Origin of the sequence: Mesorhizobium sp. ISC25 (genome assembly GCF_042295465.1) — a bacterium.
Lineage (GTDB): Bacteria > Pseudomonadota > Alphaproteobacteria > Rhizobiales > Rhizobiaceae > Mesorhizobium.
The window spans coordinates 4,221,553-4,234,617 of record NZ_CP135441.1 but is presented as its reverse complement, the minus strand read 5'-3'; the positions used below and the strand labels follow the sequence as shown (position 1 = coordinate 4,234,617).

Annotated in this window: 14 protein-coding genes and 1 pseudogene; 5 read left to right on the top strand and 10 right to left on the bottom strand. The window is 61.5% G+C overall.

The genetic code is table 11. The features are described from left to right. Nucleotides 1–199: 199 nt before the first annotated feature. The 5 genes from RQ479_RS20925 to RQ479_RS20905 form a co-directional block, all read right to left on the bottom strand. Nucleotides 200–1,915, bottom strand: coding sequence for an HAD-IIB family hydrolase (locus tag RQ479_RS20925; RefSeq protein WP_376702462.1), 1,716 nt, complete (start codon nucleotides 1,913–1,915; stop codon nucleotides 200–202). Nucleotides 1,916–1,919: 4 nt separating this feature from the next. After that, nucleotides 1,920–2,891: an SDR family oxidoreductase gene (locus RQ479_RS20920; RefSeq protein WP_292655417.1), complete on the bottom strand. Its 972-nt coding sequence runs from the start codon at nucleotides 2,889–2,891 to the stop codon at nucleotides 1,920–1,922. Nucleotides 2,892–3,076: 185 nt separating this feature from the next. Next, nucleotides 3,077–3,379 carry a hypothetical protein gene (locus RQ479_RS20915; protein ID WP_376702461.1) on the bottom strand — a complete coding sequence of 101 codons (303 nt, stop codon included), beginning with the start codon at nucleotides 3,377–3,379 and terminating at the stop codon, nucleotides 3,077–3,079. 477 nt (nucleotides 3,380–3,856) lie between these two features. Then, nucleotides 3,857–5,257 (bottom strand): phospholipase D family protein, encoded by a 1,401-nt coding sequence (locus RQ479_RS20910; RefSeq protein ID WP_376702460.1) that lies wholly within the window; start codon nucleotides 5,255–5,257, stop codon nucleotides 3,857–3,859. 62 nt (nucleotides 5,258–5,319) lie between these two features. Then, complete coding sequence (locus tag RQ479_RS20905) at nucleotides 5,320–6,135, bottom strand: endonuclease/exonuclease/phosphatase family protein (protein WP_376702459.1); 816 nt, start codon at nucleotides 6,133–6,135, stop codon at nucleotides 5,320–5,322. Nucleotides 6,136–6,378: 243 nt separating this feature from the next. On the opposite strand from RQ479_RS20905, the gene RQ479_RS20900 reads away from it, so the two are divergent. Beyond that, nucleotides 6,379–7,281 carry an alpha/beta fold hydrolase gene (locus RQ479_RS20900; RefSeq protein WP_376702458.1) on the top strand — a complete coding sequence of 301 codons (903 nt, stop codon included), beginning with the start codon at nucleotides 6,379–6,381 and terminating at the stop codon, nucleotides 7,279–7,281. Between the two features lie 63 nt (nucleotides 7,282–7,344). Beyond that, the gene (locus RQ479_RS20895) at nucleotides 7,345–7,755 is read left to right on the top strand and encodes a DUF427 domain-containing protein (protein WP_292655427.1); all 411 of its coding nucleotides are present in this window, start codon (nucleotides 7,345–7,347) and stop codon (nucleotides 7,753–7,755) included. A gap of 31 nt (nucleotides 7,756–7,786) precedes the next feature. On the opposite strand, the gene RQ479_RS20890 is transcribed toward RQ479_RS20895, so the two are convergent. The 4 genes from RQ479_RS20890 to RQ479_RS20875 all read right to left on the bottom strand — a co-directional run bounded on the left by RQ479_RS20890 (nucleotide 7,787) and on the right by RQ479_RS20875 (nucleotide 11,096). Further along, the gene (locus RQ479_RS20890) at nucleotides 7,787–8,203 is read right to left on the bottom strand and encodes an HD domain-containing protein (protein ID WP_023677074.1); all 417 of its coding nucleotides are present in this window, start codon (nucleotides 8,201–8,203) and stop codon (nucleotides 7,787–7,789) included. Nucleotides 8,204–8,322: 119 nt separating this feature from the next. Continuing rightward, nucleotides 8,323–8,694, bottom strand: a complete 372-nt coding sequence (locus tag RQ479_RS20885) for an avidin/streptavidin family protein (protein WP_352571855.1) — start codon at nucleotides 8,692–8,694, stop codon at nucleotides 8,323–8,325. A gap of 74 nt (nucleotides 8,695–8,768) precedes the next feature. Next, entirely contained in the window at nucleotides 8,769–10,169 is a 1,401-nt protein-coding gene (locus RQ479_RS20880) for a PAS domain S-box protein (protein ID WP_376702457.1), read from the bottom strand. A 93-nt stretch (nucleotides 10,170–10,262) separates the two neighbouring features. Further along, entirely contained in the window at nucleotides 10,263–11,096 is an 834-nt protein-coding gene (locus tag RQ479_RS20875) for a Ku protein (protein WP_376702456.1), read from the bottom strand. A 125-nt stretch (nucleotides 11,097–11,221) separates the two neighbouring features. On the opposite strand from RQ479_RS20875, the gene RQ479_RS20870 reads away from it, so the two are divergent. Continuing rightward, on the top strand, nucleotides 11,222–11,686 hold the full coding sequence (locus RQ479_RS20870; RefSeq protein WP_352716239.1) for an NUDIX domain-containing protein: 465 nt from the start codon (nucleotides 11,222–11,224) through the stop codon (nucleotides 11,684–11,686). Between the two features lie 64 nt (nucleotides 11,687–11,750). Here RQ479_RS20870 and RQ479_RS20865 read toward each other — a convergent pair whose 3' ends face one another. After that, entirely contained in the window at nucleotides 11,751–12,344 is a 594-nt protein-coding gene (locus tag RQ479_RS20865) for an alpha-ketoglutarate-dependent dioxygenase AlkB (protein WP_376702455.1), read from the bottom strand. A 128-nt stretch (nucleotides 12,345–12,472) separates the two neighbouring features. Between RQ479_RS20865 and RQ479_RS20860 the strand changes: the two genes are divergently transcribed. Together RQ479_RS20860 and RQ479_RS20855 are read left to right on the top strand one after the other, a co-directional pair. Further along, nucleotides 12,473–12,688: a KTSC domain-containing protein gene (locus tag RQ479_RS20860; RefSeq protein WP_292655442.1), complete on the top strand. Its 216-nt coding sequence runs from the start codon at nucleotides 12,473–12,475 to the stop codon at nucleotides 12,686–12,688. Nucleotides 12,689–12,767: 79 nt separating this feature from the next. Next, a pseudogene (locus tag RQ479_RS20855) lies at nucleotides 12,768–13,055 on the top strand (ATP-binding protein); the annotation flags it as partial. Nucleotides 13,056–13,065: the final 10 nt, after the last annotated feature.

Genomic DNA, 13,065 nt, shown 5'->3' with positions numbered 1-13,065 from the left:
ATCGTCTCCTTCCGGGCAATTATTCAGCATTGAATGGATCTGGCGCCCGATAGAAGACAATCTCGTTTGGCGGATGAGGTTCCACGGTGGACCATCGACGATTGGAACCGGCTGGGACTCAGTCTTCTGCCGGCTCGGGACGGAGATCGACCACGAGGTGAACCCAGCCGGCTTGGGACCGGCTGGGCGCTGTTTGCACCTATTCCTTCGGCGCGGTCGCGGGCGCGGTATAGCGGCGGCGCACGGCGTCGAGGACGTGGTTGCGGCTCTCCTGCGCCGAAAGTGTGCCGTCCTTCTCCGCTTCGGCGGTTTCGCGCGCCAGTTCCTTGTCCCTGATCTGGTGGCGAAACCATTCGGAATAGTCGCCGGCGCGCAAATGATGTTCCCAGGTCTTGTCGTCGATGCCCTCGGCGATCTGGGCGAAAATCATCAGATTATGGGCGCGGAGGTTCATCGCATTGTCGGGGCCGCGGAAATAGAAGCTGCCCTTCTCGTCGAGCTGGCCCTCGGCATATTTGCGGCTGTGGCGCTTGAGCGACTGTCGCGGTTCGATCGGCTCGACCATGGCAGGTTTCTTGCGCGCCTGCGGCCGCCAGAACAGCACGCGCTCGTCTTTTGGAGAGTTCAGGTCCTTGTCCTTTGGCGGTTCGGTGCCGGTCTCGTGACAGAACGTCTTGATGACCTTTTTCGCCTTGGGGCCGAGTGCGATGACGGCGGTGACCAGCCGCAATGCCTCGGTTGAGATCGCGTCCGGATGAACCGTGATCAGGATCGTGCCCGGCAATTCCATGGCCAGCACCATTGGCGTGTCGTCGCGCCGCTTCGGCAAGAGGTGATGCGCCTCGTCTATGATCAGCCAGTGTGGTCGTGCCGTGCGGAAGCGAACGCTGCCAAGGCCCGGCAGCAGGTCGGCAAAGAAGTCCGGCCGCTCGTTGACGCGCAGCGCCAGGCCGTTGACGACCAGGTTGTTGTCCGGCTTCTCCAGGAGATCGAGCAGCTCCGTCTTCGTCGGCGCATTCGAGCCGTCGCCCAGCCGGACGGCGCCTTCGAGGCCGTCATAGTCGCCTTCCGGATCGAAGATGCAGAACTGGAACTTTCTCTCGACGAAGCGCTCCGTCAGTGCGGTCGCCAAGGTCGATTTGCCGATACCCGAACTGCCGGCGATCAGCACCGTATCGGTTGGCGACAGATGCACCTCCTTGCCGTCATCCGAGCCAAGCAGAATGCCGTCGCGGCTCGGAACAAGCTCGCGATCGCGCTCGACAAGTTTGTCGATCAGCTCCTCGACGCCCTTTCCGCGCGCGCCGCGTGTCACGAGATCCGCAGTATCCTTGACCGCCGCCAGTGCGTTGTCGACGGCGATGCTGAGGCCGCAAGCGCGGAGGAAGGCGTGGTCGTTTTCGGCGTCGCCGACACCGACGACGTTGTGCGGCGACAATCTGAGGTCCTGAAGCGCGGCTGTCAGCCCGGTCGCCTTGTTGATGCCGCTGGGCAGGATCATAACCGCGCCCTTGTTGAAGATGATTTCCAGCTCCAGCCCCAATTTCTTGATGACCTCGAGCGCGGTAGCCTGATGCGGTTCCCAGGTTGCGACGATAGAGCGTCCGACCGAAAGCGGTTTGACACCGCGTTTCCTGAGTTTGGCGATGAACTCGGGCGCGGGCGGCGAAGATATCGCCCGCTCCTCCTCGCTGGCCGGCGTGTAGATCAGCGCGCCATTTTCCGCGACGACCTTGTCGAAGATCGCGACTTCGGGAAAGACGCGTTTCAGGTCGGGCAGCTCGCGCCCGGTGACGAGAATGAGCTTGCGGCCGCTCTTCTTGAAGCGCTCAAGCGCCGCAAGCGTCTTCTCGGCAACGACCCCTTCATGCGCCAGCGTGCCGTCATAGTCAGTGGCCAGGGCTATGAAATACATGTCGTCAGTAGCCGCCGATGATCGGCAATATCTCGCCGGTGATGTAGCTCGAGCAGTGAGGCGAGGCGAGGAACACGTAGGCCGGCGCGATCTCCTCCGGCTGGGCCGGCCGTTTCATCGGCGTGTCGGCGCCAAATTTCGAAACATCGCCGGCTTCCTTGTCCGAGGGGTTGAGCGGCGTCCAAACCGGGCCTGGCGCCACGGCGTTGACCCTTATGCCCTTCTCGACAAGGTTGCCCGAGAGCGCGCGGGTGAAGGCATGAATGCCGCCCTTGGTCATGGAGTAATCGACCAGTTGCTTCGAGCCCTCGATGCCGGTCACTGAACCGGTATTGATGATCGCCGAACCGGGTTTCATGTGCGGCACGGCCTCCTGCGCCATGTGGAAATAGCCGTAGAGGTTGGTCTTCAGTGTCGTGTCGAAATGCTCCTCGGTCAGCTCGCTGAAATCGCTGGAGTGGATCTGGAAAGCGGCGTTGTTGACCAGCACGTCGATCCGCCCAAACTCCTGCACGATCTCAGCCACCGCGTTGTGGCAGTGGTCGCGTTCGCTGACATCCGCCTTGATCAGGATGCAGCGCCGGCCTTCCGCTTCGACGGCCCTTTTGGTATCTTTGGCGTCCCTATCCTCCGAGAGATAGATGATCGCCACATCGGCGCCTTCACGCGCATAGAGCACGGCCACCGCACGGCCGATGCCTGAGTCGCCGCCGGTAATGACGGCCACTTTGCCGTCGAGCTTTTTCGATCCGATATAAAATGGCGCATCGTAAAGCGGCGCCGGCTCGATCGCCCATTCATGCCCCGGCTTCGGCTGGTGCTGCTCGGGGAAGGGCGGCTCGGGATATTTGCGGGCACCGGCCTGCATGGCGCCTTTTTGCTTGCCATTGGATTTGGACTTGTCCTTCTCGTCGATACGGCGCTGGATGTGCCGCTGCTTGGCGGCCTCGCCGGCGATTTCCGATTTCATCTGCATGGTCATCTCCCTGGCTTGAAACCCAACAACGCGTGTCCGGCGAAAAGGTTTATGCGATGGCGTCATTCGTTCAGCCCGGGCGGATCGTGCGAAGTCTGACCCACGGCACCGGCTGCAGTAAGGACCCCCTGAAAGCCTAGGAGATTGCGGCTCCCTCAGCGGCGCATTCGTTCGGCCGCCCTGAGTCACAGATTGTTCTGCAGGGTCGCCGGCCCGTTGGCTCCATCCGTCCTATTCATGTCGCGCCACTTGCCATTGAGTTGCCCGGCCTCGTCCTCGGCTGCGTCTTCAAGCTTGGCGACGAGCAGATCCTTGAGGTCGCCAACCTCTTCCTCGATGTCTTCTATGGAGACGCCGGCGTCTGCCGCCTCTTCCTTGCATTCCCTGGCAAGGATTTCCGCCTCCTTTTCAAGCTTGATCGGAGGCGGCGGTAGATGAATGTTTTCGTGGATCCAGTCCTGCAAGAATTCTATCGCACTAGCACTCATGGCGCTCACCTATAGCGGCAACCTGTAGTCACATTAACGTACGTGCTGCAAAATGGATGCTTGGTAACGCCGGATTTCGAATTGCGACCCTTGACGATAGCGTGATCGGCGAGGAGCCAGAGCTTTTGCAGTCAAGTGGAATCATTTGGCGCCGCAGAAATGCGGCTAACCAAACAGTTGGAGCGGGATCTAATTTGAAGACATCCCGCCCTAGGACGTGTTGCCCCGTCGCGCCGGTGTTGCGCGATTCGGATCGCCTGACGGCCGAACATCGTCATCCGCAGCGGCCGGTCGTGTTGGCCACTCGGCGGCGCGGTCGGCGCGCATTTTGCGTTTATGCGCCATCCAGAACGGCAAGAGCTCAGCAAGAAAACTGTATATCGTGGTCTTCATCGGCATGCTCCGGACAACGGTTACAACTCGTGATCCCGGAGTTCCGTTCCGACAAAGAGTTGCGTTCGGACAAATCCGTCGCCTCTACAATTGCGATTCGATCGGCAGGCACCCGACCAGCGCTGCAACGATGCGCCGATAGAGACTGGCCTCGGGCTCACGCGAATATTGCCGCATCTCGCCATCCGCTATGCCGAGCCACCGCAAGGCGCCTTTGTCCAGGACCAGCTGGTAGCTGGTCTGCGGCGATTTTTCGCGCTCGAACCGCCGGCGCAACTCCATCACCAGATTGGTATCGTGGAAAAGCACGCCCATTTCCGCATTCAACGACACCGAACGCGGATCGAAATTGAAGGAACCGACAAACCCCAGCGTGTCGTCGACCGTAAAGGCCTTGGTGTGAAGGCTGGCCCCCTTTGAGCCGAAAACGGAGATGTTGGCCTGGCGGTTGAAGGGCTGCAATTCGAACAGCCGGATGCCCTTTCTAAGCAGTTTGCGGCGGTATTTGGCATAGGCGCCGTGCACGGCGGCGACGTCCGTCGCGGCGAGCGAGTTGGTCAGGATTGCAACCTTGGCGCCACGGTCCACCAGATTCGACAGGATGGCCAACCCGGTGCGGCTGGGGATGAAATAGGGCGAGACGATTTCGAGGCGCTGCCTGGTCGCCGCGATAGCGGGAAGCAGCTCCTTGGTCAGCCAGTTCCTGCGCCTTTTGCCGCGAACCTTTTCCGGCGGATCGGAAATGACGCGAACGCCTTTCGTCCAGCAGACGTCGCTGTGCGCTGCAATGAACTCCGTGATCGTGCGCCAGGCACTGAGGCTGTTCAAAAGCTGGCCGTCCGCAGTCGCGTCGAGATTGTCGAGGAAATCGGCGCGCGAGCCCGCCGCAGCCGGGTTGAGCAGCTGGATCGGCTTTGCCGCCTCGCAATTCCAGAACGCCTCGAAGATCTGCATCGTCTGCCCTACGGCAGGACCGAGAAGCAACAGGTCGAGATCGCGGAAATTCGTCTCCGCAGCGTCGAAATAGGCATCGCCGATATTTCTTCCGCCGACGATGGCCAAGCTCTCATCGGCGATCCAGGCCTTGTTGTGCATGCGGCGGGTCATCGCAAACAGCCGGGCGACCATCTCCAGCGAGCGAAAGATGCTGCCGTTCCTCATGCCGCTGGGGTTGAACAGCCTCAGCTCGATGTTCTTGTAGCTGTTGAGCGCCAGGTAAGCAGCGTCGCTGTTGCGCGGATTTATATCGTCCAGCAGCATGCGGACGCGGACACCGCGCTCCGCCGCCTTGACGACCTCCTGCATAAGCAGCCGGCCGCTGTGGTCGTCATGCCAGAGATAGTACATCAGGTCGAGACTGCTGGTAGCACTGCGCGCGGCGAGGATTCGCGCGGCAAACGCGTCGTAATTGTCGGCGATCAGCAGCAGCCCGCTATTGCCGGCCGCGATCTTGTCCTGGGCAAACCGTGAAATGGCTGTATCCATGAAGTGCACCGGCAATATCAGCGAACCGAACAACCTGAAATCTGACTAACAACCTTTCAGGTTCATTCTGGTTGCAGTCGCGGCTGCCTTATGGCGTCCAGGTTCAGCCGCGCCTTGATCGGCAGATGGTCGGAGGCGCGCTGCGCCAGCGGCGTTTTGTGTACCTCGATGCTGGAAATCAGGTGTGGCGGCCTGGCCAGGATGCGGTCGAGCGCAAACAGCGGAAAGCGCGACGGAAAGCTCGGCAGAACCGCATCGATCGGACCGAAATGCGGCAGCAGGGCCAGCAGCGAAGACCTGTTGCGGACGCGCCATTCGTTGAGGTCGCCGAGCAGGATTGTTGGCCGCAGAACCGGATGCGTGGCTTCGACAAGTGCGTTGGCTTGCTGCGAGCGCGAGCGCCGCAGCAAGCCAAAATGTGCGGCTATGATCCTGAGGGAGACGCCCTTCAGTTCCAGGTCCACGATGACCGCACCGCGCGGCTCGAGGCCGGGCAGCCGGATCTGGTTCACGCTTTCGACCACGCCGCGGCGTGCCAGGATCAGATTTCCATGCCAGCCATGGCTGCGGCGGTTTTCCGGGATATGTGTGGGGACGAGGTCGCTGTCCCGCTCGAGCGCCGCGAGATCCAGCAATCCCTGCCTGCTTCCGGTTCTTTCGTCGGCCTCCTGCAAAGCAATGATATCGGCGTCGAGTTCCCTAACCACGGCTGCGACCCGCTCCGGATCGAACCTGCCGTCGGTGCCGACGCATTTATGCACATTGTAGGATGCGACCGTGGTGCACGAAATTTCATTGCCGGGTACCGTAAACCGCGGCACTTCCCTTCTTAGCGCAGCGCCAAGCGACCTTGGAAGGGTAGGCGATCGATCCAGCATGTGATCCATTTGCTGTTGAGTCGGCGAGTGGCGGCCATTGCGATTATGGCGCGTGCGGAGGTCTGAAACAACGACGACCTTGCAAAACCGTTCCGTCGGTCTTCTTCCATCGGGAACAGGGGTGAGGTTCCATTGGCAGTCTGCCTCTCTCATGGAACAATCGCAGCCGCGCGAGGTTCAGCAAACTTGCGCCGAAGACGATCTGACGCCATTCGGCGTGATCGAAACGGGATGGCCGGATCCATGGAAACACCCGCCTTCTGCACCACGCCCTTACTGCGCATCGCGTACATCGCCGGTGGCCCTGAGGCCAGCGCGCCCGTTCTGCTTCTCCACGGCTGGCCGGACGACGCAACCACCTTCACGCGCATTGCGCCTGTCCTGCATCGTGCCGGCTTCCGCACCTTTGCGCCGTGGCTGCGTGGGTTCGGCAACACCGCCTTCCTGTCGGACGACACCATGCGATCCGGTGAAATTGCCGCCATGGCCCAGGATGCGATCGATTTCGCCGACGCACTTGGCCTCGGACATTTTGCGGTCGTCGGCCACGATTGGGGCGCTCGTATCGCTTACCTGCTCGCCTCGGTATTTCCCGAAAGGATACGGTGCTGCTCGGCATTGTCGCTTGGCTGGCAGCCGGGCGAACTCGCGACGCCGCCGCTGGGCCAGGTCAGGGCATTCTGGTACCAATGGTTCATGGCAACGGATCGCGGCGCCGAGATTGTTCGCCAGCAAGGCAAGGCGTTCGCGCATTTCCAATGGGAAAGCTGGAGCCCGCCCGGCTGGTTCGAGGAAGAGCTTTTTGACAGCGTTGCCGCTTCCTTCGAAAATCCCGATTGGGCCGACGTGACATTGCACTCCTACAGGGTTCGCTGGGGTGAAGCCGATCCCGATCCGCGCTACACCGATCTTGCCCGGCGCCAGATTTCCGCCAAGTCTATTCCCGCGCCTACTCTGACGATCCACGGCGATGCCGACCGCGTTGTCCTGCCGCAATCGTCCGAAGGCAAGGAACGGCACTTCACGGCCCATTACGAGCGCCAGCTTCTGGCTGGCATCGGCCACTTTCCGACGCGCGAAGCACCCGAGCGCGTTGCCGATCACCTTGCCGGGTTCCTCGACAGGATCGGAAGAGGAGAGGCGTAGAGCTGGAACTCTGACGGGCAACAGCACGTTTCGGGAGGGCAGCGCAGTCAACGGAGAAGTCGAATGCAGTCCTTAGCCGCAAATTCCGCCCCCCGCCCAGGCCCGCTCAGCATTGTCCCGTTCGATGGAACCGTAACCGTTCGGTTCTCCGACGCCATCATTGCGTCGAGCGAGCGGGCAAAGCTGCTCTACGAAGACGGTCATGATCCTGTCTTCTACATACCCTTCGAGGACATCTATTTCGACCTTCTGGAGAAGACGAACACAACGAGCCACAGCCCGCTGAAAGGCACGGCAAGCTATTGGCGTGTTCATGCGGTCGGTTCGTCGGCAGAAGACTTCATGTGGGCCTACGAGACGCCCGACACCCCGGCATTGGCGATCGCCCGCCACGGCGCGTTCGATCCCGGCCGGGCGCGGATCGAGGCCGATCCCGCGGAGGACAAGCGGCACACGCCGCACGTCACCGAGTAAACCCATATCGGCGACAGGCGCCAGCTTTCCGTCAGCTCGCGAATTCTTCTCTGAGAATGCGCAGGCCGTCTTCGTATTTCGCTGTCGAGGCCCCGATCTGCCGTGCCTGCCATAGATTGTCGGCAAGATCGGCGCGCTTGACAGGCAACGCCAACGGATTGGCAGCGGCTCTGCGAACGAAAGCGGCATCGTCCTCGTTCGGCAGCCGCGTCATGGCATCGACGGCAGATACGATGGACGGTCCAAACCCGGCCGCCTCAAGCCGGTCGCGGTTCCAGCCATCGCCTTTTTCGATGACGTCGTGAAGATAGGCGATGGCTTTCTGATCAAGCGTTTCGACGGCATCGACGACCCGGCGGCAATGTTCGATATAAGGCCGCCCTGTCTTGTCCGTCTGCCCGGCATGGGCCTGTTCGGCGATTTTCGCTGCGCGATAAAGCACGCTCATTGGTTCGGCCCCGTAACGAACACACATGTCCTGGCGCACCAACGCGCCATCGTCAGTGCGAGTTCCTGTGCACTGCGGGACTCCTGCTGCCTCACTCGCGAGCTGAATGCCCGCGACAGTCAGGAGACGCGTTCAAAACTGTCGAGGCTGGTTCCAAAAGCGCGCCAGGCGGGGAGTTTCCTGGCTCGGGCCGGGGCCCCTTCCTTTTCAGCCGACAAAGCGGCATCCGCAACGGTGTGCCACAGCATCTCCAGCTTCCCATCCCTGAGGATGCCAGTATAGCTCACCGCCGCGGCTCCGACCCGCCCTTCGGCCGCGCAGGTGAATCCGATGACGTCTCCATGGCAGGCTCCGAACAGCGGCACGGTCATGCCGAAGAAGGCGCTGTCCTCCAGCGCCGTCCTGAAGGTTCCGCTGATCCGTCCGCCCTCTTCGCTGGTCAGTTCGACGACCGACCCGTATTGGTTCCGCCAGGTGCCCAGCCAACTCATCGCTGCTCCTCCTGATTGCTGCCATAGGATTGCGTTGCCACACGGCCGCCAAGCCGCGGCCTACGTAGCGGCCTTCAATCAACCGCAATGCCGGCCATCGACATCTGAACGAAGCGCAGCGGCGCTTCCAGCGTCCAGGTGATGCCATGCCTCTCAAATTCCAGGCGGCCGGCGCCGCTGAGCGCCTGCGGGGTGACGCGTTTGAGCACGACCGTTCCGAAACCGCGTCGCGTGTTTTCATCGACCAATGGTCCGTCCAGTTCCCGCCAGACAAGGCGGAAGCCATCGCTGCCATCGGCGGCTGGCGTCACGGTCCATTCGACCTCGACCCGTCCGTCAAGGCGCGACAGCGCTCCGTGCTTTACCGAATTGGTGGCCAGCTCGTGAAAGGCAATGCCGAGATATTGCACCGCGTTCGGCTGCAGCATGATCATCGGCCCGCTCATCGACAGCCTGGCCTGTGTCGCGAAGGCCTTGGTCTGGGCATGGATTAATTCGCCGATAGTCGCGCCACGCCATTCGGCATCGACTAGCAGATCGTGTGATTCCGAAAGTGCCATGATGCGTTCCCGGACCTGGGAAAGGAAAGCCTCTGGGGTACCCGCCAGCTTGCTGGTCTCGCGGATCATCGAGACGATCACCGAATATTGGTTTTTGACGCGATGATTGACTTCGCGCATGAGGGTGCGGATGCGCCGTTCACTCTCCTTGTGCGGGCTGATGTCGCGCGCGATCTTGGAGGCGCCGATGATACGCCCGATGCCGTCGCGTATCGGCGAGATGGTGAGCGAAACCGGAACCAGTGTGCCGTCCTTGCGCTGCCGGATCGTCTCGTAAGAAGGAATCCGTTCGCCGGCGCGAATGCGGCTGATGATCATGGCTTCCTCATCCAGGTGGTCGGGCGGGATGAGGATCGTCACCGGGCGCCCGATCGCCTCGGCGGGCGTGTAGCCGAACAGGCGTTGTGCCGCGTCGTTCCAACTGGTGATAGTGCCGTTCAGGTCTTTCGACACGATCGCGTCCATCGAGGATTCGACGATGGCAGCGAGCCTTATGCCGGCGTCGTCAGCCAGCGCCTGGGTGCGCAGGTCGAGCAAGGTGTTGATGGCGCCGACGACCTCGCCGCGCACATTGCGAAGCAGGACCGGGTGCGCGCTGAACGGGATGAACTGACCGTCCGGCCGCTCGGCGATCGCCCGGCCCCCACGAACCTCCCGCTCCTCCAGCAAGGCAACGGCCATCGGACATTCGTCATGCGCCATCGGTCGCCCATCAAGATGGCGAAGCTTCCATGATCCGCACCAGCGGTCCTGGCCAAGCATCGGACGATGTCCCCAGAGATCGGCAGCGGCTTCGTTGAAGAAGGTGATGTAGCCTTGTTTGTCGGTGGTGTAGACAGCGACAGGCAACGCCTGCATCAGATCGGCGGAGGAAACTTGCGGGATTCCGCCAGTCCTTAGTTCAACGACGTCCACCAGTCCCCCGCTCCGCTTGGCTTGCCGACGGATTGCTACGTCATCTAAATGCGCGCGAGTGTTTTCGGTTCCGTTCGATCTGCTTTCGGACATTCAGGCCGATTTGCGTTTCGCCGTCGCCCTCGGACTCTTGTTCGGCGCCTTGCCGCCTTCCTGCGCCAGGCTCTTGCGCAAAACATCGGCGAGATTGACGACGTTCGTCCTCGGCTCGGGTGCCGGCTTGGGCGGTTTCTTGCCCTTGCGCTTGGCTTCGATCATCGAAACCAGCGCCTGTTCATAAGTGTCTTCGAACTTCGACGGGTCGAATTTGGCCGGCTTCTTGTCGATCAGCAATTGCGCGATTTCCAGCATCTCGGGATCGACCTTGCGAGCCTTCAGCCCTTCGAACACCGCGTCCGCCGCGACCACTTCATTGTGGTTGCGTAGTTCAGTCATCACCATGCCCTTGCCCAGCGGCTGGATCAGCACCTCTCGGCCACGCTGGTACAGCACGACGCAGGAGCGGGCTGCCACTTTCTTCCTGGCCATGGCGTCCCGGATCACCGCGAAAGCCTCCGTGGAGGGCACATCGGCCGGGACCAGATAATAGGGCTTTTCGAGGTAGCGTGCGTCGATTTCGGCGGTGGGCACAAACTCGCCGATCTCGAGCGTGTGCTGCGACACCATCTTCAGTTTCTTGATTTCGTCCGGCTCAATGCGGATGAACTCGCCCTTTTCGACCTCGTAGCCCTTTACCTGCTCGGCCGCCTCGACCGTGTCGCCGGTCTCCTCGTCTATATAGGCGCTCTTGACCGGGAGACCGTCTTTGCGGTTCAGGATCCTGAAATGTACTTTCTCGGCCTCGCTGACGGCGCCGATGATCTTGACGCCACAGGAAACCGATCCGACTTTCATAAAGCCCTTCCAGGCAGCTCGCGGCGTCGCCATGTCAATCACTCATTTGCCGAACGGACGGAACGGCTGCGAGCGGAAATCGTTCCGCCGTGGCAGGCTGCTCCATACGCTGGCCCGGACGAGAACGTTCGTTTCATTTTCGTCAGGGGAATAGCGGAATGGCCAAACGCAGCGCAGGGTTGCTCATTTATCGCCAAAGCAGAGGTTCACTTCAGGTGTTGCTGGTGCATCCGGGCGGCCCATTCTGGGCGAAGAAGGACGACGGCGCATGGTCGATCCCGAAGGGCTTGGTCGACGAGAACGAGGACGAGCTGGCGGCGGCCAAACGCGAGGCAGAAGAGGAGCTCGGCATCGCCATCGATGGAGTTTTCGGACACCTTGGCAGCTACCGGCAGCCGGGTGGCAAGCTCGTCATCGCATGGTGCGTCGAAGCGGACTTCGACAGCGACGCCATCAGCAGCAACACCTTCGTCATGGAATGGCCGCCAAGGTCCGGCTCGATGAAGGAATTTCCCGAAGTCGACAGAGCGGGCTGGTTCTCCCTGCCTGAAGCCAACCTCAAGATCCTGAAGGGCCAGCGCGCCATGCTGGCGGATTTGGCCGGTCGGCATGGCGACGGATGAATTTGTTTCAGCCCAGTTCTTAAGGGCAGCGCTCGGGCTTCCTCACCGCTCTGCTTTAAGCGCGTTACGGCCGCAGCGTGCGCAACGTGATCGAATAGCGGTGCTCGGCAACCGGCGGAATGCTGTGCTCCCATTCGTTGCGCGCAGCACCCGTCATCAGATAGGCCGATCTTGGCTCGACGGTGACCGTCTTGCGATCCCATCGCGTGCCGTTTTTCCGGCGCAGGCGAAAGCTGCAGGCGGCCAGCAGCGAAACGCCGGCGACCGCCTCGAAATGAGGCTTGTCGCGGTGCCAGCCGATACCGGCGCCCGGCCGGTACTCGTTGATCAGCACCTGCACGAAGGTTTCGGCCGGCAGGCGGGCAAAGGCTGCAACCTTTCCCCTGAGCGGCAGCAGAAAGCCGGGTATCGGCGGTGCCTCGACGACTTCGAGCCGATCGTAGTCGTAACGCAGCCCGAAGCCGACCACCCGACGGTTTGCCAGATGGCCGTGAAAGTCGAAGGCCTGAAAAGGCAGGGTTGCGAGCTGGCTTGCCAACGCTGCTTCTTCGTCCGGCGTGATCAGTTCAGGCTGGTAGTGAAATCCTTCCGGCAGGTCGTCGGTGGCGGCAAAGAGATCGCCCTGGCGGGCTGCAGCCGATGTCTTGAGCGGTGGCATCAACCGTATTTGGTGAAGCCGGCCCGTAGCGGCAAGGCTGCTTCGGCAGGAAGGAACCTCGCTCTCCGTGCAGGGTTATTCACACGATTGCCTGGATTGGAGCACTGCCGAGCATTGGACCTGTCGAGATGCCTTCAACTGCGATCAGAAGCATCGATTACCAGCCGGTGACGAGGGTCCTCTCCGTATGGTTCGTCCCGAGCGGAAACCGCTATGACTACGAGGACGTGCCGCCGCAGGTCCACGCGGCATTCCGCAAAGCCTCGTCGAAGGGCCGGTTCTTCAACACGCATATTCGCGACCGGTATAAATACCATCTGGTCGAGCAGAGCCATTCGAGCTGAGCCTTCAGGCGCTTCCCAACCATCATCTCGGCTCTCCGCCATGCGTGGCCGCGCCGGGACTTCGCAGTTGGCGAGTGACCTCAATGAGCTTTTGACGAACGCGCTGAAGCACGCCTTTCTGGGTCGCGAAGGCGGCACGATCACGCTGCGCAGCGTCGTCGATGGCGACGGTTTTCGCATCGTAGTCGGCGATGATGGCATCGGCCTGCCCGAAGGCGAGACCTGGCCGAGACCCGGCAAGCTCGGAGCGCTGATCGCTCAATCGCTGACCGAAAATGCCAAAGCGCGGTTCGAGGTGGATTCGACCCCTGGCAACGGAACGCGGGTGACCATTGTGTTCAACAGATCGGCCGCCCTCGCGACGTAGCCGGTCGAGC